Source organism: Leptospira chreensis (assembly GCF_016919165.1).
Classification (GTDB): Bacteria; Spirochaetota; Leptospiria; order Leptospirales; family Leptospiraceae; genus Leptospira_A; species Leptospira_A chreensis.
The window spans coordinates 1-21,393 of record NZ_JAFFPS010000038.1 but is presented as its reverse complement, the minus strand read 5'-3'; the positions used below and the strand labels follow the sequence as shown (position 1 = coordinate 21,393).

21 protein-coding genes are annotated in these 21,393 nt (G+C 40.4%); 14 read left to right on the top strand and 7 right to left on the bottom strand.

All coding sequences use genetic code 11. The annotated features are described in order from the left end of the window. Position 1 precedes the first annotated feature (1 nt). The gene (locus JWG41_RS11840) at positions 2-1,570 is read right to left on the bottom strand and encodes a 7TM-DISM domain-containing protein (RefSeq protein WP_232373960.1); all 1,569 of its coding nucleotides are present in this window, start codon (positions 1,568-1,570) and stop codon (positions 2-4) included. 246 nt (positions 1,571-1,816) lie between these two features. Between JWG41_RS11840 and JWG41_RS11835 the strand changes: the two genes are divergently transcribed. Next, positions 1,817-2,584, top strand: a complete 768-nt coding sequence (locus tag JWG41_RS11835; protein ID WP_232373959.1) for a LamG domain-containing protein — start codon at positions 1,817-1,819, stop codon at positions 2,582-2,584. Between the two features lie 105 nt (positions 2,585-2,689). Here the strand turns inward: JWG41_RS11835 and JWG41_RS11830 are convergent, their stop codons facing one another. Then, positions 2,690-3,316: a class I SAM-dependent methyltransferase gene (locus JWG41_RS11830; RefSeq protein WP_205270138.1), complete on the bottom strand. Its 627-nt coding sequence runs from the start codon at positions 3,314-3,316 to the stop codon at positions 2,690-2,692. Between the two features lie 144 nt (positions 3,317-3,460). On the opposite strand from JWG41_RS11830, the gene JWG41_RS11825 reads away from it, so the two are divergent. The 5 genes from JWG41_RS11825 to JWG41_RS11805 all read left to right on the top strand — a co-directional run bounded on the left by JWG41_RS11825 (position 3,461) and on the right by JWG41_RS11805 (position 9,126). Further along, positions 3,461-4,072 carry a hypothetical protein gene (locus JWG41_RS11825; protein WP_205270137.1) on the top strand — a complete coding sequence of 204 codons (612 nt, stop codon included), beginning with the start codon at positions 3,461-3,463 and terminating at the stop codon, positions 4,070-4,072. 83 nt (positions 4,073-4,155) lie between these two features. Beyond that, the gene (locus JWG41_RS11820; protein ID WP_205270136.1) at positions 4,156-4,737 is read left to right on the top strand and encodes a CarD family transcriptional regulator; all 582 of its coding nucleotides are present in this window, start codon (positions 4,156-4,158) and stop codon (positions 4,735-4,737) included. A 38-nt stretch (positions 4,738-4,775) separates the two neighbouring features. Continuing rightward, the gene (locus JWG41_RS11815; RefSeq protein WP_205270135.1) at positions 4,776-5,813 is read left to right on the top strand and encodes a PIN/TRAM domain-containing protein; all 1,038 of its coding nucleotides are present in this window, start codon (positions 4,776-4,778) and stop codon (positions 5,811-5,813) included. A gap of 24 nt (positions 5,814-5,837) precedes the next feature. Then, positions 5,838-7,601, top strand: coding sequence for an apolipoprotein N-acyltransferase (gene lnt, locus JWG41_RS11810; protein ID WP_205270134.1), 1,764 nt, complete (start codon positions 5,838-5,840; stop codon positions 7,599-7,601). Further along, positions 7,582-9,126, top strand: a complete 1,545-nt coding sequence (locus JWG41_RS11805) for a hypothetical protein (protein WP_205270133.1) — start codon at positions 7,582-7,584, stop codon at positions 9,124-9,126. The genes lnt and JWG41_RS11805 overlap by 20 nt, the downstream gene beginning before the upstream one ends. A gap of 57 nt (positions 9,127-9,183) precedes the next feature. Here the strand turns inward: JWG41_RS11805 and JWG41_RS11800 are convergent, their stop codons facing one another. Beyond that, positions 9,184-9,633, bottom strand: coding sequence for a hypothetical protein (locus JWG41_RS11800; RefSeq protein ID WP_232225895.1), 450 nt, complete (start codon positions 9,631-9,633; stop codon positions 9,184-9,186). An 84-nt stretch (positions 9,634-9,717) separates the two neighbouring features. Further along, a complete protein-coding gene (locus JWG41_RS11795; RefSeq protein WP_205270132.1) occupies positions 9,718-10,359 on the bottom strand; it encodes a flagellar filament outer layer protein FlaA in 642 nt (213 codons plus the stop codon). Positions 10,360-10,422: 63 nt separating this feature from the next. Here JWG41_RS11795 and ompL47 point away from each other — a divergent pair, with 63 nt between their 5' ends. From ompL47 to JWG41_RS11770, 5 genes are read left to right on the top strand one after another with little or no spacing between them, the layout of a single operon-like run. Then, the gene (gene ompL47, locus JWG41_RS11790; RefSeq protein WP_205270131.1) at positions 10,423-11,502 is read left to right on the top strand and encodes a multi-beta-barrel domain surface protein OmpL47; all 1,080 of its coding nucleotides are present in this window, start codon (positions 10,423-10,425) and stop codon (positions 11,500-11,502) included. Between the two features lie 53 nt (positions 11,503-11,555). Next, positions 11,556-12,233: a ComF family protein gene (locus JWG41_RS11785; RefSeq protein ID WP_205270130.1), complete on the top strand. Its 678-nt coding sequence runs from the start codon at positions 11,556-11,558 to the stop codon at positions 12,231-12,233. A gap of 5 nt (positions 12,234-12,238) precedes the next feature. Next, the gene (locus tag JWG41_RS11780; RefSeq protein WP_135579232.1) at positions 12,239-12,589 is read left to right on the top strand and encodes an STAS domain-containing protein; all 351 of its coding nucleotides are present in this window, start codon (positions 12,239-12,241) and stop codon (positions 12,587-12,589) included. Then, positions 12,586-13,182, top strand: coding sequence for an RdgB/HAM1 family non-canonical purine NTP pyrophosphatase (rdgB, locus tag JWG41_RS11775; RefSeq protein WP_205270157.1), 597 nt, complete (start codon positions 12,586-12,588; stop codon positions 13,180-13,182). Before JWG41_RS11780 ends, rdgB begins: the two co-directional genes overlap by 4 nt. Before the next feature lie 45 nt (positions 13,183-13,227). Beyond that, the gene (locus tag JWG41_RS11770) at positions 13,228-14,253 is read left to right on the top strand and encodes an Lsa36 family surface (lipo)protein (protein WP_408611753.1); all 1,026 of its coding nucleotides are present in this window, start codon (positions 13,228-13,230) and stop codon (positions 14,251-14,253) included. Here JWG41_RS11770 and JWG41_RS11765 read toward each other — a convergent pair. Beyond that, on the bottom strand, positions 14,250-15,890 hold the full coding sequence (locus JWG41_RS11765; RefSeq protein WP_205270129.1) for an ATP-binding cassette domain-containing protein: 1,641 nt from the start codon (positions 15,888-15,890) through the stop codon (positions 14,250-14,252). The genes JWG41_RS11770 and JWG41_RS11765 overlap by 4 nt on opposite strands. A 50-nt stretch (positions 15,891-15,940) precedes the next feature. Here JWG41_RS11765 and JWG41_RS11760 point away from each other — a divergent pair, with 50 nt between their 5' ends. The 3 genes from JWG41_RS11760 to JWG41_RS11750 are packed head-to-tail and all read left to right on the top strand — an operon-like array spanning position 15,941 to position 19,514. Next, on the top strand, positions 15,941-17,797 hold the full coding sequence (locus JWG41_RS11760; protein ID WP_205270128.1) for an OmpA family protein: 1,857 nt from the start codon (positions 15,941-15,943) through the stop codon (positions 17,795-17,797). Positions 17,798-17,799: 2 nt separating this feature from the next. Next, positions 17,800-18,534, top strand: a complete 735-nt coding sequence (locus JWG41_RS11755; RefSeq protein ID WP_205270127.1) for an LIC_11485 family protein — start codon at positions 17,800-17,802, stop codon at positions 18,532-18,534. Continuing rightward, complete coding sequence (locus JWG41_RS11750) at positions 18,531-19,514, top strand: tetratricopeptide repeat protein (protein WP_205270126.1); 984 nt, start codon at positions 18,531-18,533, stop codon at positions 19,512-19,514. Before JWG41_RS11755 ends, JWG41_RS11750 begins: the two co-directional genes overlap by 4 nt. Positions 19,515-19,524: 10 nt before the next feature. Here JWG41_RS11750 and JWG41_RS11745 read toward each other — a convergent pair whose 3' ends face one another. After that, positions 19,525-19,989, bottom strand: a complete 465-nt coding sequence (locus JWG41_RS11745) for a chemotaxis protein CheX (protein WP_135579220.1) — start codon at positions 19,987-19,989, stop codon at positions 19,525-19,527. Continuing rightward, entirely contained in the window at positions 19,990-21,231 is a 1,242-nt protein-coding gene (locus JWG41_RS11740) for a SurA N-terminal domain-containing protein (RefSeq protein ID WP_205270125.1), read from the bottom strand. Positions 21,232-21,393 lie beyond the last annotated feature (162 nt).

Here is a 21,393-nt window from a genome sequence, read left to right as displayed (position 1 = left end):
ATCAAATCGATTGAGATTCTTTTCTGTACTCGATGGGAGTAATCCCCGTAGTTTTTTTGAACTCTGAATTGAAACTCGATTTTGATCCGAATCCGGTTGCGAATGCAACCGATATGATCGGAATTTCAGGATTGTTTTTTAATATTTGTTTTGCTTCTGATATTCTATAAGAGTTGATATAGGAACGGAAACTTAATTCGAGTTTAGCATTAATTAATTCGGAAGTTTGTTGGATGTTTAGACCAATCGCAATGGACGTTTTTTCTAAATCTAGTTTTTCATCAAGGTATGGTTTTCCCTCTTTCATCCACAATTCTAGTTTGTGTATATAATGATTGTAATCAATTTTTTCTAATTTTGATTTTGTATACTTATTGTTAAGTTGCGACTCTAGGGCATACATCCTTTCTGAAATTTTATTTCTGTTGAGTATTAAATCTTGATGTTTCTGAAATAAATTGAACAGCAGGAAAAATAAATCTAATTGGAAAGCAAAAGCCGGGCCATAGACGGCCAATAAGGAATAATCAGTGATTCCTAGATGATAAAAAATAGTAATATACCCGAATAAAAAATACAATCCCCAGCTTGCTAAGAAAAAAATAATTCTTTTTTCTCCCATTAGGAAAACTTTAATCCCCGTTAGTAGTATCAGAGGAATTGAAACTATGTAAGTTAAATTAATTACTTTGGAAAAAAAAGAATACTCTTCGGTTGTTAAGATTCCTATGGCCGAAACAATCCCGATAGATGCTAAAGTTTTTAATATTCTATCTGTGAATGGAGTTTTTGTCTTTGTTTCTAAAAATAACCTCGTGAATTGAAAAGATGCAGCAATCCCAATGGATAAAAAGAATAAAATTGCCTTACCTTGCCACCATATTGCGTTCGGCCAAAAGCTGTGAAATGAATTTCCAAATTGGGTATTGCACCAGAGCGTATTCGTAATGACATAGATCGAATAATAAAAAAATTCATGTAATCGAAATGCTAAAGTATAGAATATACTAATGATTAACATGACTCCAGCAAAACATAAAATGGACCAAGTGGCAGATGATTCGATAAGGATTTTATTTTGAAATTCGTTTTCGTTCAGTGATAGAATGGGAAACGAAATGAGAGAACTCGATTGTAATCGGATATAAAAGTATTTTTCATTGGAATGGGAGGGGATACGAAAACTTGGATTCAGTGCTTCCGGTATCGCCCAATTTGATTTGGGAAAACCATCCCCCGATTTGTATTCAGAATAAGAATTCCCTGAATTTGGATAATACAATGTAATATGATCGAGAACACGCCACTCGAAAGAAAGTATACTTTCTGGTTGGAAACTTGGATCCGAGACTTTTGCCCTTAACCAGATAACGCTTTTTGTATAATGAAAGTTAATTGTGTTCGCACTGACCTGATTCCACCTAGGAACCGATTCTATCTTGGAAATATCGATGGTATGGGCTTTGTCCTCGAAAGCTTCGAATTTATTTGTGATATTGTTTTTGTAAAAGTAGGAACAGTTACAGATCAATAAACTAAGACAAAGGAAAAGTGAGCACTTCGACCACATCAGCATAAGTTTTCTAAACGAACGATTCATTCGGCAAGTGTAAAAAATGTCCAAAAATATAGCTTCGGACGACTGACAAACCAATCCACAGTAAACTCTTAGTTTCGAAAGACGGATTCATTTTCGTGGAGCGGCCCTTTGTTTAAACTTTTTAAAACATTTGTATTTTTTATGGTGATAGAATCGTTCCTCGTTTGTCAGCCATTACAATTCAATAATGTTGGTGATCTCCAAAGTGAAGATCGAATGGAGTCGATCCTCTTGGAATGTTTGTTGGGAGGAAAGTATTGTAATACTGGGTCTAAAACACGAGAATATATTGTTCCCTCATCATTGGCTTCTGGATTGTACGCTTGGTATCCACTTGATGGGAACATGGACGATCTGAGTGGGAATGCTCGCCACGGATATTTTCCTGGAGGGGTCTGGCCTACGACCTTAGGACCTACGTATACTCTCAGTCGTTCCCATCTACCAAGTGGCGCTGCTTCCTTCAACGGAACGGATCAGTTATTTGCAAATAACTTTACCGTACTTTGTCATGAGGATTTTGCCATTGCCTTATGGATTTTTCCAAACTATGTCGTCCACAATGAAATCCTGGGCTTCCAAGCTAGTCCGGGTCAAAATCCAGCGATCTTATTTTTTTTGGGTGCAACAGGGCAACTTGCATTTCAGTCATTTTTTAATGATGGGAGTAATGGGAATTCAACATATGGGACTTCTTCAATGGCTTTCTCTGCAAATCTGTGGACTCATATTGCTTATGTTCACAATGGAACCACTCGCCAGGGGAATATTTGGGTCAATGGAGTCAGTGTAGGTGCTACCTCTGATGTAGGGGGGCTTTCCTGTTCAACATCCCAATGGTGGTCTGGAACACCACTAACCATTGGTTATTCTTACTATGGCAATGTTTCTCGTTTTTTTGCGGGAAGAATGGATGACATTTGGTTTTTCAAAGGACGCCAACTGGATGCAAACGACATTTCCACTTTGATGAACCTTCCATAGTGCATTCATTGGTTTGTTTCGATCGCTTATCACCGATTCTAACTTCAAAACAATTTGAAGTTAGAAATTCTGTTTATAGATTTCATGTCGATAAAACAAACAGTATTACTTTTTTAATATAATGATTCTGTTGTGAATTTCTAAATTTTTGAATCCGTATTGATTCAAAATCCATGCAAAAGCTTCCTTTGTATAAAAGAAAGTATGGGTTCTGTCATTTTTATAATACCAACTTTCAAAATCTATGGAGTCGTCATAGGGATGGGTTAAGATATACAAACTTCCACCTGGTTTTAATAAATGGTTTAGTTTTTGGAACTCTTCTTTTGGGGAATGAAAATGTTCGACGACTTCTGTAAGTATGATGTAATCATAAGTTTGTTTTAGGTTTTCTGGATGGTTGTGAAAGAAGGGATCATACAATTGAATTTGGTATCCAATTTGTTTTAATAGATGTTGGATTACGGGCCCCGGCCCCGCACCATAATCCAATCCTGTATCAGAAGGAGTTTGGTTTGTGAAAACTTTGTCTACAATGGGTTTCAAAAAATTTTGGTAACGGATATCATTCACATCATTATTGTGTTCCATGTATCTTAGCTTTTCTTCTTCTTTCTCTAACCAAAATTCTGGATCTAAAAATATGGAAAGGCAATTCCTACATCTAAAATAAGAACGAAGGCGGTTGGTATGGAAAGGAGTTGAGTCAGACTCACAAAGAGGGCAGTTCATGATTCTATAATATCATTTTGTAAACATGACTAGTGGTTTCAACTACGATCTAACAAAGGAGGATCCTTTCGATTTCATAAAAAACCGTTCTATTTTTTCGAATCGATGTCCGACAATTAGAGTAATAGAGATACCGGAAGACCCATGCAAAATATAGACTATTCAAGAAAGCTTAGATCCGGTCGCCCTTTGGAGGGTGAGGTTCCGTCGTACTCTCCACCTACTCATTCTTATTTGGGGAACACGGCAAAACCTAAGTCGGCATTTATCCTTCTGATCGGTGGGATCTTACTCTTTACTTCGGGTATGGTTGTCGGAATCCAACTGGGTCAAAAAGAAACCAAATTCAAAGAAAACTCCGAGACTTCATTTTCAAACGTAGGTTCTCATAAATTACCGGCCCCCAAACTGACCGAATCCAACCAGGAAGGATCAAACCAAGAAGAAAGCCGGGCCAATGAACAAGAATCCTCTTCCGGATCTCCCTTTCCTGCTACTTTGAAATTCCCTCCTAAAAATGACCAAATCAACTATATGGTACAAATTGGGGATTTCACACCGGAAGAAGCTGTATCGGTCGGAAAACAATTGATTGATACCCATCCAAACTTACGAGGTCGGATCTTTCGTACCTCTACGGGCAAACTCTTTGCTGGGTATTTCTATCGGTTGGATGATGCTAAGGAAACTTTGGAGGCAGTGAAGACCAAACTCCCTTCCCTTACCGACGCTCAGGTAAAAACCATTCGATTCTAAACTATTTTTGCCAACTTCCTTGACATTCGTCAATTTTAAGGTATAGTGAAGGCAAGAGTATTTACGGAAGTTATTATACTTACTTGGCTACAAAAAAACTAAACGAAAAAACTAAAGAGCCTAAATTCAAGGTTGGGGATTATGTTGTATATCCCATCCATGGAGTAGGTGAAGTCACAGAAGTTGCTAAAAAGCTGATTCTGGGAAAGAAAAAAGACTGTTACAGTTTGGAAATTCAAGGTTCCAAAATGAAGGTCTCTATCCCGGTGGATCGCGCAATGGATGTGGGTATCCGGTCGATCATTGATAAAAAAGAGATCAAAAAAGTTCTCACTCTCCTAAAAAAGGATGAGGTCGACACGGAAGAGGACTGGAAAGTCCGTTACCAGAACAATATGAACAAGATCAAGTCTGGTTCCATTTTCGAAGTGGCTGATGTTTGCCGTAATCTTTACAGACGTGCCTATGGCAAAGAACTTTCCATTATGGAAAGAAAGCTCTATGAGAGCGCCTATAATTTAGTAAAGATGGAAATTGCACTTAGTAAAGGTGTACCCCAGGAAGAAGCTGGGAATATCGTTTCAGACGTGTTAGCGGCTTCAGTTCAGGGATTGGCTCCAGCACCACCTCCAAAAGAATTGGATGATGATCTAGAATTAGAATAAACTTCCGTTTTACTCAACTCTTTTACAAGGATTGAGTTATGAAACACTTACTTTCAGCCCTTGGGACGATTCTCGTCTCTTCGGTATCGTTTTTCTTCTTATATTCGGAATCGCAAAACCCCGTTTTTGCGGGGACACTTGCTGGAATCATTCTCGTTTATTCCCTATCCCTCGTGTTAGGTGAGAGAAGGTTATTCCCTGAAATCAAAGCTGACGTTGTACTTTGTGCAAGTATAGGAGCCTTACTTGGTTTGTCCATTGCGGCATTCCCCGTGAGCCTCCTGAACGATTACGGATATAAATCCATCGCGATATTTGTCGCTGTGCTATTGTTCCTAACGGGAACCAAAGTTGGAATCGCTTTTGCTCAGAAACCTGGTCTTGCCATTTTTGGTGGTGGTGCCGGTGGAGCAGGCTCTAGTTTTCAAATTCCAGGATTGGAAAATGCGAATAGCCATATCCGAGATAAAATCCTAGACACATCCGTTGTGATCGACGGTCGTATTTTGGACATTGCCGACACACATTTCTTAGATGGTCCACTCATTCTTCCTAACTTTGTGTTACGTGAAATTCAGTTGATCTCTGATTCTTCTGACCCAATCAAAAGGGCACGCGGAAGACGCGGCCTTGAGATGTTGAACAAACTCCAAAGAAAAGGTTCGATCGAAGTCAAAATCACTTATACTGATTATTCTGATACAAGAGAAGTCGATGCCAAACTAGTCAAACTCGCACGTGATACGGGGGGAGCTGTTGTTACCAACGACTTCAACCTAAACAAAGTGGCCGAGTTACAAGGGGTTCGAGTTCTGAATTTGAATAACCTTGCCAATGCATTAAAACCAGTGGTACTGCCGGGTGAAGAATTTCAAATTTCCGTCATTAAAGAAGGAAAGGATGAAAACCAAGGGATCGGTTACTTAGAAGACGGAACCATGGTAGTCATTGAAAACGGTGGTCATTTAGTAGGAAAAGATGTGCGAGTGGTTGTCACAAGTATCATCCAAACTGCTGCCGGTAAGATGATTTTTACAAAAGTGCAAAACGGTAACAATAACTACAACAAATCGTAATCTATTTTAAGTAGTCTAACGGGTATGAAACTCTTACGTTTTTTAATTTCACGCAAAGGTATCATATCCGTTTTTTTGTACACGCTTACCGCTGTTTTTTCCTTTCTTTCCTTTGCTCCCTTAAATTTACCTTTTTTTGTTTGGTTCGCTCCCTTTGGCCTTTTTATCATCGAAAAACAAAATCGTGGTGAGTGGAAAAAGCTCATCTACCACGGATTTGGTTTTGCGATTCTTTTCTATTTAGTTTCCTTCCATTGGGTTTACCATATGACCACTGTATTTGGTGGTTTTGATTGGTATTTGGCGGTTCCCATTTTTATTGGTTCAGCAATTCTCTTAAATTTTAAGTTCCCTGTTTATCTTTTGGTTTTTTCTTTTTTGGTCAAACGAGTGGGAAGATTTTTTCCTCTCATTGCTTCGTTTTCGATTCTCTTTGCTGAGTTTTTTACTCCCCAAGTATTTCCTTGGTATTTTGGAAATGTTGTGGCCGAAAATCAAATTTTGGCACAAAACGCCGAGTATGCGAGTGCGTACGGACTGTCCGCGTTTTTGTTTTTTGTTTCCTATTATTTATTCTCGCTCAGAAAACCGAAAACAGTCCTTCGATTGTTCTCTGGTTTTCTCTCCAAACACAAAGGCCTCCAAAAGAGATTTGTTTTTGGCGGACTAGGGATTGTTTTTGTTCTCGTTTTGTTTTTTGGAAATGGGTATTATCTATTTCAAAAATGGTCCCAAGTAAAACCGATCGCCGAACGGGATGTGCTTGTTGTACAACCCAATGCTCCTTTAGAATTTCGCGATGGGCGCAATCCTGCCGAAGAGATTCGCAATCTCATGACTCGCATTGATTTTATGACAGAAAAGGAACTTACGGAAAATCCGGTAGACCTCGTCGTATTACCAGAGTCAGGTGTTCCTTTTTTTACAACTCATGATACGGATGTCACACGATTTAGTCGTATCTACTGGCATCAATTTGAATCGCTTATGGCCATCCTGAGCCTCCGTCATGGTACCAATGTTTTTTATAATGAACTGGATGCCGATTTAGTTCCTACGGCCCTTCCGGGTCGCATTTCCCGAAGGGATGTCCGGATGTACAATTCTTCTGTGTTAATGAATCCGAATGGAGAAAGAAGGAATAGTTACCAAAAGGTTTTTTTACTGATCTTTGGGGAATACATGCCGTTTGAATGGATGTATGCTTTGTCTGGCCAAACCGGACAATTTGCACCAGGAAAGAGTCTTGACCTGATTCCTTATTACGAATCTCGAAAGAACCCTTCTTCTCAAACCAAGGCTCTCCACTTTGAAGATACAATGACAATGGGTCCTGCCGGTGTTCGGGAATACTATGCCAAAGACAAAGTGGAAGAAAAACAAATCGGTAGTTTTTTACCTTTGATTTGTTATGAAGTGATCATTTCCGAATTTGTTAGAAAGTTTGAGGGTGATCCCGATTTCATTGTGAACGTGACCAATGACAAATGGTATGGAAACTCAGTGGAATCCTACCAACACCATACTTTGGGACGGCTTCGTGCCATCGAGTTCCGTAAGTGGATTGTTAGGTCCACTAACTCCGGCACCTCGGTATTTACAGACCATTTAGGGCGAAATATTGATAATGAATTTACCCCGATTGAGACGACTGCCGTGATCCGCAAAAAAGTGCAAGTGATCCCTGGTGAGATGACTTTTTATCGGTCGTACGGGAATCTACTTTCCTATTTGTTTATGGGAATTGTGGGGATAGTGTTCTTCTTTTATGCGAAAAGGAATTCTTAGTTTTCTATTTGAAAATAGATTTTATTTTGCATTTTATTTTTCTGCTGTTTCTCACATAACATTAATTATATATTCTTTCAATCATTCCGATTCCCCTTATCAAAAAACTCTCTGTGGGCCCCCTTGGATTTACGCAAGCGAGGAAGAGGGGGAAGTTTCTTTCCAAATGAGTTTTGGTAAATCGGGGAGTGAAACCGGGAATGGGGAAACTTCCGAAGATCCAGGAGATGGGGAAGAAGGAGAAGGTGACGGGGGTGGATTTTCCAAAGGTAAATACAAAGGAAGCCAATGGGAAGAGTTAGTAAAGGATTTGGAAGGAACTTCTTCCTTACGCAAACAATTCAAAAACGATTATGACCAAATCAATGAAAACTCAGGTGTTGCGGATTCTTATATCAAACGTAATCGTGATTATGAAGATATCATTGTTAAGGATGTACTTCCTACTGTAAAAGGGATTCGTGATCCTTTTCGCGTGGACATAGAAACTGCCGACGACAATTTATTTGTTCATAAAGAAAGAAATCGTATCATAGAAGAGTTTCGAAAGGGAGATGAGTCGTCTCCTCCCATCACTATGCGGGTTTCTAAAGAGGGAGAGGCGGAACCAAAATCACCTCTTTCTATGCCCAAAGAAGATCGAAATAAATACTTAGATCGAACTCTCAAACAAAAAAAAGAAAAACAGTTGGATGAATTTATTTCCCGGTTTATGGGTTATGATCCAGACAAAGGGGACTTGAGTTTTTTTGTTAGGGACTTGTATTATGAAAACTTACAAAGATTAGCTTATCCATTTAGTGGGGATCCCAGCTATTTTGCCATCGATTACTTTCAGGAAAATTTAAACAAAGAAGATTTTCTGAGACAAATGATGGCGGCTCTTTCTGCAAACTTAGGAACGAGTACAGGAACAGAAATTCTTTTTACCATAGAAAATATTTATGAAATTCAAAGCCGAGCCCTGGAACAATACTTTCACGCAAAAGAATATTTGAAACAGGCAACACCAGAGCAAAAGGAAACTTTACGATACGAAACTCTGCGCCGAGTGGAACAAAAATATAAAAAGTTATTACAAGATAAAAAATTATTCTCTCTGAAAGATGTAGAAGAAGCCTATTCCAAAAAACGAATCGATATTATGGACACTTTGATTTCGAAAACACCAAAAGGATATCGGATCAAAGACGGGTACTTCGATAAGGGAAGGATCCTTTGGGAATCAGGAATGAATCGTAAGGATTCCAAACTTCTATCCGAAGCCATTCATTCTTGGAATGCCATTCCCCGTCTCCCCGCCAATGGAGATTTTTTAAATGAAAAGGCATATGAAGCCATTCAGTTGTTACTGAGAGATCTTGGAAACGTTTCGGATGCGAATCAGTTGTCTTCCGGATCCAAAGACCAAATCGAATTTATCTTACGGACGAGACTCAGTGAAACGATGAACAAAAAGAAGGAAAGGGAAGACAAATTACTTTGGCCTAAAACCAAACAGCCGCAGAGAAACATCGGAAACTAACAGAGAAGAGGTGTTTCCTAATGGATGTTCGCTGCTTTTTGTGAAGCGAAGTTTTCGTTAGATTTTTAGATTTTCGAGACCGTTTTCGTGGAACTCTTGGGCCCATTTATCATGGAAGGGAGTTTCCTTTTCGATTCGTTCTTCGATTGCCATTTGGGAGATCGCAGTTTCCCCGTAGTGACGAAGGAAATCTCTGTGGGCCAGTCTTTCAATGAGGGCTTGCCAGAAAACTTCGTCTTCGTAGTCCTCTAAAATATCAACAAGGCCACTTTCTTCCTCAAATTCTCGAGTCAAATAGGGTTCTCCATTGTTCTGGTCGATTTGAACAATGTTCCCAAGGCCTGCATGTTCTGCCTGAGAGAACACATGGCGCACCACATCAGCAAACCGAGAATCCGTATCGGGTTCGTCCTCAGACCGATCCTTGGCTTGTAAGGTGGAAATGACCCAATCTCCCATATACACTAACTTGAGCAGGGTTTCGTATTGTTCTAGGGACAGTTCCATTTCCATTTAGGATCAGGTTCGGTCAGGAGGTTGGGAAGAAAAGAGTTTTTTTCCACTAAGAATCAATACAAATAGGTGAAAATTTTAGTCCTCTAAAAGGATTTCTTTGTTACGAAGCGGCCTGTATTTATCTCGCACAATGGCAGTTATGTCATCAATGGCAATGAGAACTTCTTGGTTCGGATCGTTATTTTCAAAAGGTAAATAGAAGAATCCAAGAATCCGTATGGAACTTTTTTGCATAAAAACTCTATCATTTTGATCAAAATTTTTTGAAATCGAAACCGTAATGGATTTCCATCCTCGGTAGTTGAGAGAAGTGAGATTCAATTGTCTCACCTCAGCATCTTGTGATTCTATGATCAGTGTTAGGTTCCCATTGGATTGTGATGAATAAATGGGGATGGTGATTTCTTTGATAAAGGCATTTACCTCTATGGGTTTGGGAAAGTATAAAGAAAATGGGAAATTGGCATCTTTGGGGATTCTTAAAACAAGGGCTTGTTTGGATCCTGGAATGGGTGCTGTAAAATTGGAAGAAAGGGCGATTTCAGGAAGTGTTGTACCTTTTTCCAATTTAGTGCGCAGGTTTCCCTGATTGTAGTTGGACAATTCAAAGTTTTCGAGTAAAATTTCCCGCCAAATCCCTGCTTCTCCGTAAATCGGAACCATTCCAAACAAGAAAAGAAAAAGTGTCAGTTTCCTTAAGTTTATCAGTGCAATCATGTTGACAATAATTCCTTTGAAGGGGGATATATATGTTTTATCTGTACAAAGGAGACTTATACAATGCAGGCGCACAAATACCTTTTGGCCATACTGACAATATCTTTCGCAGGCCAAATTACAGCACAAGTTGCTGCACCAAAAGCCACTACTTCCACAAAAGACCAGGCAGTCAAAAAAACAGAATCTACCTCTACTCAAGCCAAAGATGGCGTTGATAAAGCAGAGACAACTGTAAAAGACATTTTGGGTGACAAAAAAGAATCCGGTGCTTCCACTTCTAATGCATCTGCTCTTTTCATTACTAGCAAAACTACTTTTTCATTAGATGCAAAAGATGAGTCTTCCACAATCGATTTTATTGAATGGAAACCGAAAAACGGAGAATACAGAAAGTATACGCAACCGATTCGTATTTCTGAAGAAGGACTTACTGAAGTTTACTACCGCTCTGTTGATAAAGTAGGAAACACTGAAACTCCAAAAATTCTTGTCCTTCATGTTGATAACACTGCTCCTCGTGTAAGTTTAGTTCCTCAAGAACAGTTTTTTGTTTTAGACGGAGTTCCTTTCGCTTCCAAAAACAATACATATACAATTGTTGCTGAAGACCAACAAACTGGTATTGAAAAAGTACAATTCAGCATCAACCAAGAAGCAGCAAAAGTTTATGCAGCTCCTATCAAATTGGAAAATGGTGGAGCCAACGTAGTTAAGTATTCCGCGACTGATAAATCGGGGAATGCTTCTCCTGAATCTTCTATCATTATCACTGTGGATGATGTGAAACCTACGATTGAAATCGTTCCTTCTTTTCCACTTGTTGAAATCAACGGAAAAAACTTCCAAAGAAAAGGAAACGTATTCTATGTGAACGCAACTGACAAAGAATCTGGAATCAAAAAAGTTCTAGTGAAAGTTGATGCAGAAGAATACAAACCTTACGTAGAAGCAATCGCCATCGAAACACAAGGTGACCATGTCATTAAAGCAATGGCTGTGGACAATGTAGGAAATCAATCTGCTGAAGTGGAAGTAAAACTCACTGTAGATTTGACTCCTCCAACTTCTACGATCCAAAAATCAGCAGAAGCACCAAAAACAGAAACACCAGCTCCAGCAGCGACAACTCCTGCTAAGTAGTTTTTTACAAAAAAACTAGAACCGCAAGGTTCCAAAAATGAACCCCTTTCTATATGAGAGGGGTTTCTTTTTTATCCTTTGTTTTCCCAAAGTTTTGTGTCGCTTGCGGATCTTATGATTACTTTTCAGAAATCATTGCTGTTTGCAAACCTTGCACTAAAAAACACTATCTCCCACAAAAACAAAACCCGGAACCAAACCAGGTCAAACATCCAATCGATCGATTTGTTTTTTATGATCAGGCCTTTTATCTGCAAAGGCGGGGTCATTTTGAAAAGACCCTTTTCCAGGCTCTCAAATTTGAAAATGAACGGCCATTGGCAAAATACTTTTGTTTAGGACAAAGAGCCTTGGCAAAACTTCTGGAATCCGACCCGCCGGATCTTGTGACCCTTGTTCCTTCCTCTCCCAAATCAGGGCCAAGGCCCTATCACTCTGCGTATGCCTTTCTCACAAAATGGAAAAACCTCTGGAAAATCAGGGGAGATACTAGCTTACGTAAGGTTTCAGTGGACAAGCAGTCTTCTTTAGGGTTTGAGAGCCGATTTTTTCATGCAAAAAAGGCGTTTGGATTTGCAAAAAGTGATAGAATCATTGCAGGACTTCATGTTCTAATCGTAGATGATATATTCACAACGGGTGCCACTGTCAATGAAATCGCTAGGCTGTACAAACAGGCTGGTGTCAGAAAGGTGACTTGCGTTGTTTTACTGTTAAGCGGGGGTGATTGAATCGAATGGATGTTCAAGTCAAGGATGACATTAGGATTATTAAGTTTTCTGGGGCCATCCTCAAGGTTGATTCCGACGAAATTGAAAAAGAACTTTCAAAACTCACTCAAAGCTCCGTCAAAAAAATCATCCTGGACCTAACAAAGGTTCATCATATTTGCTCCACTGCTCTTGGTATATTTGTAGCCACCAAACGCAAGCTAAAGCCTATGAGCGGTGACATCAAAGTCATTGTGGTAGACGAAGATTTGATTCAGTTATTTGAAATTACAATGCTCGACAAAGTATTTGAAATTTTTCCCGACCTATCTGCTGCTATGGAAGGATTTCAACTCGACGAGGAAGATTCCCACTGACAAAAAAAACTTTGGCATTTGCTTCCGGAAGTGAACACAAATGGAAGGAAATGCAGATGTTACTTGCCCCTTACGGGTATGAGGTGGTTTTTCCTAAAGATTTAGGAATTTCTTTCTCACCGGAAGAAACAGAAACCACCTTCACTGGAAATTCCTTTATCAAATCAAAAGAACTCTATCGTTTGACGGGACTTCCTTCTTTTGCCGATGATTCGGGAATTTCAGTGCCTGCCCTCGGTGGGGAGCCAGGTGTGTATTCTGCACGTTTCGGTGGGCCAGGCCTCACTGATAAAGAACGGGCTCTTTTCCTCTTGCAAAAGTTAGGTGGTAGTCTCGATCGTACTGCTTACTACAGTTGTGTTGTCAGTTTCGTAGATACAAATGTTGCCGTATCTTTTGACGGAAGGGTCGACGGTTTCATTGCCGAAGACTATGATGAAGAGGGGAAGTTTGGATTTGGGTATGATCCCATTTTTATTTACCCACCTTTTGAAAAAAGATTCTCCCAGGTGCCGGAATCCGAAAAAAATACAGTATCCCACCGTAAAAAAGCAATGGAACTTTTTTTGGCCTGGTTACAAAATCAAAAATAACAGAAGTTAGATCTCTAATTTAAATCTAGTCATTCTTTTACTGCTATGAGATTGTTTTCCTTCATTTTCTTTTTCCTCTTATGGATTCCTATGATTGGATCTGCCATTGATGCCCAAGTTCTTTGTTTGGGCGGAGAATGTTCCAATATCCCTGGTGATTATCAGGTTCTCGGAAATTTTGCAGAACCTGCTTTTAATCATATTTACACGAACCGATTCCTTCGTTCGATGGGGGACAATGCTGTCTTACAAAACTTAAATTCCAACCAATCGGGAGGATCGAATGTGAGTCGGTACCGGTTGGGGCTGGGATATACAGTTTCTCGGGGCCAAGCCAAAGCACAGGATTTTTATTATGAGAATTCGGAACTCAGGACTCTCCCCAAAGCGGGTGTGGCTGCATCACCTTCGGCTAGTTTTACGGTAAACTTAGGGGAATGGATGAGTGGCCCCTATGCCAAACAATGGAATCTCACCACTCATTTTTTTCCTTATGAATTTGGAGAGGCCAATATTCCTTTTGTGAAGATTCGCAATACAGAGGTGAATGGACGGGTATTCAATTACGGAGCTGTTCTCAGATATTTCCCTGTAGATTCTGGATTTTCGTTGGGCCTTGGAATTTTTCAAACCAACCAAGATATTTACTTGAGTGCGTATGATAGAAGGCCCACCCAATTCCGAATTGACGGAGATAAACGTCGTTGGATGGGACAAAACGATTTGTTTTACCAATCGAGAATTACTTCTGGGTCGCTAGATATAAAATACAATTATACCATTGGATTTTTATCCATTATACCAGGATTGGGCGTTGTATATAATCATGGTTATACGGCAGTGCAGGTGAGTCGGTTTGCTGCCATTTCTACGATGGAAAATCCTGATGACTTTAGTTCTGTTCCGAGTGCTATCGGGATTCGTTTGAATTCAAGGCACAACCACAGATCTGGATTCAGTTATGGTAGTTTGGGGTTTAAATTAGGGCAGGGAAATTTTAGTCTTACAACAGAACTTATGGCAGGGAAAGAGATCCAATCGATCAACCTTTCCCTGCAAATGCAATTTTAAGTAGTGAGAATCGCACCGCCAGTTAGGCGTTTGTAAAAATCGTTTCCTTCCCGATCCAAAAATTCTTCGTAGTTTCCTTTGAAGTCTTTGATTCCTTCAGGAGTTACTTCGATGATTCTTGTACAAAGAGAAGAGATAAACTCCCTATCGTGGGAAACAAGAATGACAGTTCCATCAAACAAGGACAATGCGTAGTTCAGAGCTTCAATGGTTTCTAAATCCAAATGGTTTGTTGGTTCATCGAGGGCAATGACATTGTCACAAGCAAGGATCATCTTTCCAATGATCATTCGGGATTTTTCCCCTCCGGAAAGAACCGTAGTGGATTTGTTTGCCATATCTCCAGAGAAAAGCATTCGACCGAGGATGGCACGAATTTCCTGCACTTCTGTTCCTTGCGGTGAGTTACGTAACAACCATTCGACGAGAGTGTCAGCATCTGGTTCCATCGCCTCACGGTGGTCTTGTGGGAAAAAGGAAGTTTCTACCGAATCTCCCCATTTCACCTGACCTGCATCTGGATCTAGTTTTTTAAGTAACATTTTGAGTAGGGTGGTTTTACCAACACCGTTGGTTCCTACAATACCTACCTTTTCCCCTTTGGTGATGGAGGTATTAAATTCTTTGATCACTGATTTCCCGTCATAGGACTTAGAAATGTTAATGGCTTCAAACACATCCTTTCCTAGAGTTCGTTTTGCTTTGAAACGAATGTATGGTGCTACGCGAGAAGATGGTTTTACATCCACCATATCTCCTTTGATTTTTTCGATCATCTTTTGGCGAGAAGTGGCTTGTTTGGATTTACTGGCGTTCGCAGAGAATCTAGAAACAAACTCTTGTAAGTCGGCAATTTTTTCTTTTGCTCGTTTGCTATCACTCATTAATTGTTCGCGGGTTTGTTCTGCCGCGATCATAAAATCATCATAGTTCCCAGGGAACATACGAATGGTATTGTAATCCAAATCGGCAATATGAGTGGAAACGGAGTTGATGAAGTGACGGTCGTGGGAAATCACAATGACCACACCTTCGTAATTGATGAGAAGTTCTTCTAACCAGTGGATGGTTTTGATATCTAAGTGGTTGGTTGGTTCATCCAAAAGTAGGACATCTGGTTTTAAAAATAAAACTTGGGCAAGGAGGACACGGAGTTTGAATCCACCCGTAAGAAAATTCAATGGGCGGCTATGGGCTGACGTAGGGATTCCTAGGCCTTCGAGAAGTTCTCCTGCCACGGATTCGGCTTCATACCCACCCATATCAGCGAAAATTTCCTCAATCTCGGAGATTCGCATTCCGTCCTCATCCGTCATTTCCTCTTTGGAATAGATGGCATCCCTTTCGGACATGACGTTCCAAAGTTCAGGATTTCCCCGTAGAACTGTCCCAAGAACGGTCTCATTTTCGTATTCGTAGTGGTCCTGTTTGAGGTATCCGACCTTCTTGTCTTTGTCTACAACGACAGAACCGGCTGTAGGCTGTAAAATACCGGCTAAAACCTTCATAAAGGTCGATTTTCCGGAACCATTGGCTCCAATCAGACCGTAACGGCATTCCGGTTTGAATTTAATGGAGACGTTTTCGAAAAGAGGTTTTTTCCCGAAGGAGACTGTAATGCCGCTAGCTTGGATCATAAGTCAATTTTCTAAGGGAATCGGAGGTTTCAACCGACATTTCGTATGGTATGGTACGGATTCTCATCATCATTCTCCTCTTTTTCGGGAACGGGCTCACAAGCTCGCAAAGTGTTAAAAATGGAATCCAGGTTTTGGAGGGGGACCTCCTGAATACGGGCCATCTCCTTCGCACAGACAAACAGGTTTTTCGCATCAGTGCTGGTGTTTTACAAGAAGAATTGGCGTATTTGGCAGGAAAAAAGGTACGGATGTTATGCGACGTACAAGCGGAGACTTGTAGTCCCATTCGTTATGAGATGGAACCCTTCGAATCGGGTAAAATTCCTGATTGGACTTTGAAAAAAATTCCGCGTTATGTGACTGGGGGGCTCTTTTCTTTTAACCCGCAATGTACTCCCGATGGTAAAATTTTATTTTGGACAGCTCTCGTTCGTGAAGGGGGAAGATCCACCCAAAAGATTTGGGCTGCCAAACGAGACCAATACGGTTTTTGGATGCAAGGGGAACAACTTCCAACACCACTGAACAATAAGTTTCCTTCGGCCGTGATCTCGGCTCTTCCTGGTGGGAATGAACTATTTGTTTTCGGTAATTTTGGGGAAGAAGAGATGTTGGATAACCTAAAACGGGAAATGACGTATAAATCTCAAATCGCCTCCAGGGAAGCACAGAACCCAAAAGAGTTTCATATTGTTCTAACCAAGTTAGAAACAGAATACAGAGAACGTTCTGAAAAAATTCAAAACCGCGCTCCCCTATACAAAACACATAAAACAGAATCGGGTTGGTCTATGCCTTCCCCCATCAATTTTCCTAGTTTTTATAATTGGTATAAAAAAGCAGATAATCCCAACCAACAAGTATTTGGCGGTTCTGCTTTGGCATCCAGTGGTCGGACTTTGATTTATTCTGCCCAACAAAAGAAAAATTTTGGTAAGTTAGATTTGTATGTCAGTTTACAAAATGATACAGGCGTATTTGAAGATGGAATCAACTTAGGAAACACTTTGAATACGGGTGAAGAAGAGATGGCACCTTTTCTTGGACCAGATGACAAAACATTGTATTTCTCCTCCTCCGGACGAAAAGAAGGGATTTCTATTTTTATATCACGGAGATTGAATGATTCTTGGACTTCTTGGTCAGAACCACAAGAATTGTCTTCTAACCTAAGAGGTGTTAACTTTTTCAGTATCCCTGCTGTTGGGAACTGGGCTTATATGTCTCGGGAAGGGGAGTTGTATATGGCAGCCATCCCTCACCACTTCCAACCAGAACCTGTGGTTGTGATCAAAGGAAAAGTGGTTGATGAGGAGGGAAAACCTCTTTCTGCCTTTGTTCAGTATGAATCTTTAACCAGAAAAAAATCTATTGGTTCCACAGTGAGTGATCCGGCGACTGGTGAGTTTAGTATCATCCTTCCTTACGATGAGAATTATGGGTTTTACGGTGAGAAGGAAGGATACCTTCCTGTTTCACAAAACCTCAATTTGGTGGGAAAAGAAAAAGAAGACAAAGAAAAAACGGTCCTTCTCGTCCTTCCGAAACTAAAAAAGGGAAACCAAATCGTGATGAACAATTTGTTCTTTGCTTTCAAGTCTGCCGAACTTACCAAAGAATCGGAGCCAGAACTAGACAGATTGGCAGGAATCCTTAGAAAATCTGCCAATTTGAAGATCCTCATTGAAGGCCACACGGACAATGTGGGAACAAAACCTGCCAACCAAAAGTTATCACTGGAAAGAGCAAATTCGGTTGCCAATTATTTGAAGTCTAAACATAAGATAGAAGAATCAAGAATTGCAGTGTTTGGTCATGGTTCTTTGACACCCATTGCAGACAATCAGACCGAAGAAGGTCGTGGGACCAACCGAAGGGTAGTCTTTAAAATTTCAGAAGAGTAATCATGGACATCAAAAATATCAATATACCCAAAGTCAACGTAGACACCCAAAAGATGATGGGTGCTGTCGATGGACTCGTGGATAAAATCCCTTCCCAAGTCCAAGACTTACTGAAAAAAATTGCGATCTCACTTTTTGTATTTTTTATCATCATGGCGATTTACGTGGGTTGGACCAATGGTTGGGAAAATGCCAAACCCCAAGGGATGCAATTGGCTCAAGATACAAGAAGTTTATTTCTTACGGAGATTGAAAGGGATTATAACAGGAAACGAAAAGATGTACGGATGTCCGATCCTGAAGATTTGAAATACGAATCCAACCGTAGAATGCAATTCGATTTTATCAGCGAAAGAGAATCCAACGGATACACACACGACACCATTCCGGAAGAACAAGATTTTTTGGGTAAGGAATATGATTTTCGAAATCGTAAAGCCGAAGACACGTCCGTTCCTCCCATATATACTCCGTCAGGTGATGGTCTCATTCCCGCTCCTATTGATGTGGTGCCTGTGCAACCAAAAGAGGAAACAAAATCTCCTGCAGCATCAGATTCTGAATCTGACCTTCGTATGCAAAGGATGCTCGACCGAGTCTCTGATTTAGAAAAGAAAGTGAAGGCCAAAAACGAAGAAAAGAATTTGGAAACCTTGAAGTTACCGAGACCCCCAGAGTCGAACGAAGGTTTGGGTAAACCGAGAAGTTTGGAACGAATTCCAAAAAACTTACGATGAAAGGTTTCTTTTTGTTCTCTCACTCTAAACTTCGTTTTTTAGCTCTCTTACTCTTTCTTCTTACATTAGAGTTCTCTTCTCTTTCTGCTCAAACCACCGAGTTGTTTTTGCCTTTTCCTGAAACTTGGAACAAAGAAACATCCAATGCAAGTATAGATCCATCAGCTAGCCCAACCAATGCAAATCTAAACACCAATCCTAACTCAAGTGTTAGTTCCGGTTCTAAAACACTAACTTCTGTTTCTACCGAAACAAAGGCGGAAACACCGGGAGTTTCGACAACTTCGGGGAACCAAACTTCTGTTACAAAATCAAAACCAGTAGAGAAAAAGAAAAAAAAGAAGGAAGTGGTCGATCCTTCGCAAGCTTCTTTCCAAAAGGGAAAAGCATATTTAACCCGGGACCAAAAGAAATCCGCCGAATCTGAGTTTGCCGATTCTTATGGAAAGGAAGGGGATGCGGCAAAGTTTTCTCGAGTGGAGAATACAAATCTTTTTGGCCTGGATGGAAAAGAGAAAGAATCCACTGGTCTTGTAGAAAAACAAGAAGATCCAGATCTCAAAATCAAAACGCAGTTTGAGCTGGCAAGGTCTTTAGATCGTATTGGAAATCCTGATTCAGAAGAAAAAGCTTACAAAGAATATCTGAAACTAGTCACCGAGTTTCCCAAACACCCAGAACTCACGCCTAGATCGCATTATGCGATGGCAGTTCTACTCATTCGTAGAAAAGAATTTCGTTCCGCGGCCCACCAATTGGTGAGTGTTTTGAAGAATTTTAAAGAATCGCCTGAGTTTTTGCCGGCCCATTATTATTTAGGGAAAATTTACGAAAGCAGTTGGGACGAAAGGGACTTAGAACGTTCCTTAAAATACTACCAACTTTATATGAATGGAATGGAAGGAAAAACGGCAGTGCCGGGTTATGATTTTAGAAAAGAAACCCGCGAGAGACTGCGGGTTTTAGGTTCGTCGATTTAAGAATTAAAATTTAAGCAATTGCAACATTCACTTCGATTCGTCCAAACTTAGAATATAAGTTGATGGAAAGCGTTGGTTTTTTGTTAAACCGAACAGAAGTGTTGTTTGTTTCTTGAATGTTCGGCGTTGTAATTTCTACTGATTGGCCTGCCGATGTAAAGATATTCATCGCATTACCAGTAGTCATGTTGGCAATCTCACCCAGGATATCTTTGTATTCGTTTTTTACATCTTCGTCAGAAAGGCCTGGCACTAGTTTGCGGGACACTTTGTATGCTGCATCTAGATTCATACTATAAACGACCTCACCACTGAATGATCCCACAACTCCAATGATGATTGCAATTTCGTGGCTTGGAGCTGGGGACTCCTTAATTCCGATTTTGCCTCGGAGGAGATCCTGTTGTAACACATCACGAAATACGATGGTGGCTGCTTCCAGGAAGGGGTTTATGAAGTCGGCTTTAATTTGCATTTATTCTAAAGAGAGAAGGCCTTTTTTCTCTACGTTGTATTCTGCTGCTATGGACTGGTTTATTTCAAGAAAAAAGCTAAGAAGTTGCCTTTGTTTCAAAAAATCTGCAGCTTGGTCCGTTGGTTTTTTAGCTGTGGTTTGTCCGTAGGTAAGGGCACCAAATTCTACATAAACTTGTTTGTCGTTGTCACTGAAAGGGCCAACCACCGTTTTTTTGCTAAAAGGATCGTTCGCTAGAGTTTCCCAAAATTTGGGAGAGTTCGCCAAACGGTAGCTATTGCCACGGTTGGAAGTGACTAGTTTTAGATCCGACAAAGAAACATTGGATACCGTCTCAATGGGTTGTAAAGTTTCCGATGCAATGGCTTCCAGAGCATTCGGCTCCGAAACTTTAGCAGCGATACGACCTTTCCAAACCTCAACTTCCTTTCTTTTGCGATCAAATTTCATCTTAGAAAGTAGAAGGGGTTTTCTTGTTTCGAAACTAACAAAATTTCCAGAAGTATCTTTGGAAAGAGATCCGTCTTTTTTTTCCTTCTCATATTCTTTTGTAAGTTCTGCATCAGAGATATTGATTTTGGCTTCCACAGCATTCAGGAGATTCACTTCCGAAATGGCTACGATGCGAAAAGAAATCTTGGCTCGTTTGGCTTCGTCTTCCAACTCAGCTTCGTTTTCTGTAGGAACGAGAGGTTGGTCCAAAAAGTTAGGAAATAGTGCATACCCCGTTGCTGAATCGATGCGGTAATTCATCGGAGCAGAACGGTAAATTTGTTGGTAGATTTCTGTGAGAGAACGAGAGTCTTCTTCTCCGTATCCCGCTTGAGAAACAGATTCCTTATGCACTTCGCGAGCTTGTTTGGACATCTCACGTTTGATGCTGATCTCAGATACTTGGAACCCAGCGGAAGCAGCAATGTCATTTGCTATATAGATTTCCCTAACTGTGGAATAAGCACAAGAATTGAGAAGTTCAGGATTTTGGGCTGTTTCTCTCCCGTATTGTTGGTACCGGTAGTAACAATCGCGTTTGGCAGCATTGAAATAATCAATCGGGATGCTTCTTCCCGCAATGGTTCCCGCTTTTGTCGAATTTTGGCCTGTGATGGCGCCCATTAGGCTTTGTTCCGCATCACCAGGTAAAAAGGTTATGATAAGGGTTCCGACTAAAATGAATAAAAAGAGAGCTATAATCGTACGATAGATTTTTTCTTTGAGGGTAGAGGGTTCTTCTTCGAACATAAAGGAAGCGTTTCCGTTTCCGAAACCCTTGTAAAGAAAAAATGTGATCAAGGGATTGGCCGTTTGGCAAGATAATATAGGTAGTATGTTGTTTGCAGCCTTTGCTATGATTCTCGTGGGTGTCCTATGTTTTTTGTACGTAGCCCTATCCCCGCAAAAATC

Excerpts from the sequence above, each read along its gene's own strand:
- JWG41_RS11840 (WP_232373960.1), bottom strand. The coding sequence starts at position 1,570 with ATGTGGTCGAAGTGCTCACTTTTCCTTTGTCTTAGTTTATTGATCTGT.
- JWG41_RS11835 (WP_232373959.1), top strand. The coding sequence starts at position 1,817 with ATGGAGTCGATCCTCTTGGAATGTTTGTTGGGAGGAAAGTATTGTAAT.
- JWG41_RS11830 (WP_205270138.1), bottom strand. The coding sequence starts at position 3,316 with ATGAACTGCCCTCTTTGTGAGTCTGACTCAACTCCTTTCCATACCAAC.
- JWG41_RS11825 (WP_205270137.1), top strand. The coding sequence starts at position 3,461 with ATGCAAAATATAGACTATTCAAGAAAGCTTAGATCCGGTCGCCCTTTG.
- JWG41_RS11815 (WP_205270135.1), top strand. The coding sequence starts at position 4,776 with ATGAAACACTTACTTTCAGCCCTTGGGACGATTCTCGTCTCTTCGGTA.
- lnt (WP_205270134.1), top strand. The coding sequence starts at position 5,838 with ATGAAACTCTTACGTTTTTTAATTTCACGCAAAGGTATCATATCCGTT.
- JWG41_RS11805 (WP_205270133.1), top strand. The coding sequence starts at position 7,582 with ATGCGAAAAGGAATTCTTAGTTTTCTATTTGAAAATAGATTTTATTTT.
- JWG41_RS11800 (WP_232225895.1), bottom strand. The coding sequence starts at position 9,633 with ATGGAACTGTCCCTAGAACAATACGAAACCCTGCTCAAGTTAGTGTAT.
- JWG41_RS11795 (WP_205270132.1), bottom strand. The coding sequence starts at position 10,359 with ATGATTGCACTGATAAACTTAAGGAAACTGACACTTTTTCTTTTCTTG.
- ompL47 (WP_205270131.1), top strand. The coding sequence starts at position 10,423 with ATGCAGGCGCACAAATACCTTTTGGCCATACTGACAATATCTTTCGCA.
- JWG41_RS11785 (WP_205270130.1), top strand. The coding sequence starts at position 11,556 with ATGAGAGGGGTTTCTTTTTTATCCTTTGTTTTCCCAAAGTTTTGTGTC.
- JWG41_RS11780 (WP_135579232.1), top strand. The coding sequence starts at position 12,239 with ATGGATGTTCAAGTCAAGGATGACATTAGGATTATTAAGTTTTCTGGG.
- JWG41_RS11770 (WP_408611753.1), top strand. The coding sequence starts at position 13,228 with ATGAGATTGTTTTCCTTCATTTTCTTTTTCCTCTTATGGATTCCTATG.
- JWG41_RS11765 (WP_205270129.1), bottom strand. The coding sequence starts at position 15,890 with ATGATCCAAGCTAGCGGCATTACAGTCTCCTTCGGGAAAAAACCTCTT.
- JWG41_RS11760 (WP_205270128.1), top strand. The coding sequence starts at position 15,941 with ATGGTACGGATTCTCATCATCATTCTCCTCTTTTTCGGGAACGGGCTC.
- JWG41_RS11755 (WP_205270127.1), top strand. The coding sequence starts at position 17,800 with ATGGACATCAAAAATATCAATATACCCAAAGTCAACGTAGACACCCAA.
- JWG41_RS11750 (WP_205270126.1), top strand. The coding sequence starts at position 18,531 with ATGAAAGGTTTCTTTTTGTTCTCTCACTCTAAACTTCGTTTTTTAGCT.
- JWG41_RS11745 (WP_135579220.1), bottom strand. The coding sequence starts at position 19,989 with ATGCAAATTAAAGCCGACTTCATAAACCCCTTCCTGGAAGCAGCCACC.
- JWG41_RS11740 (WP_205270125.1), bottom strand. The coding sequence starts at position 21,231 with ATGTTCGAAGAAGAACCCTCTACCCTCAAAGAAAAAATCTATCGTACG.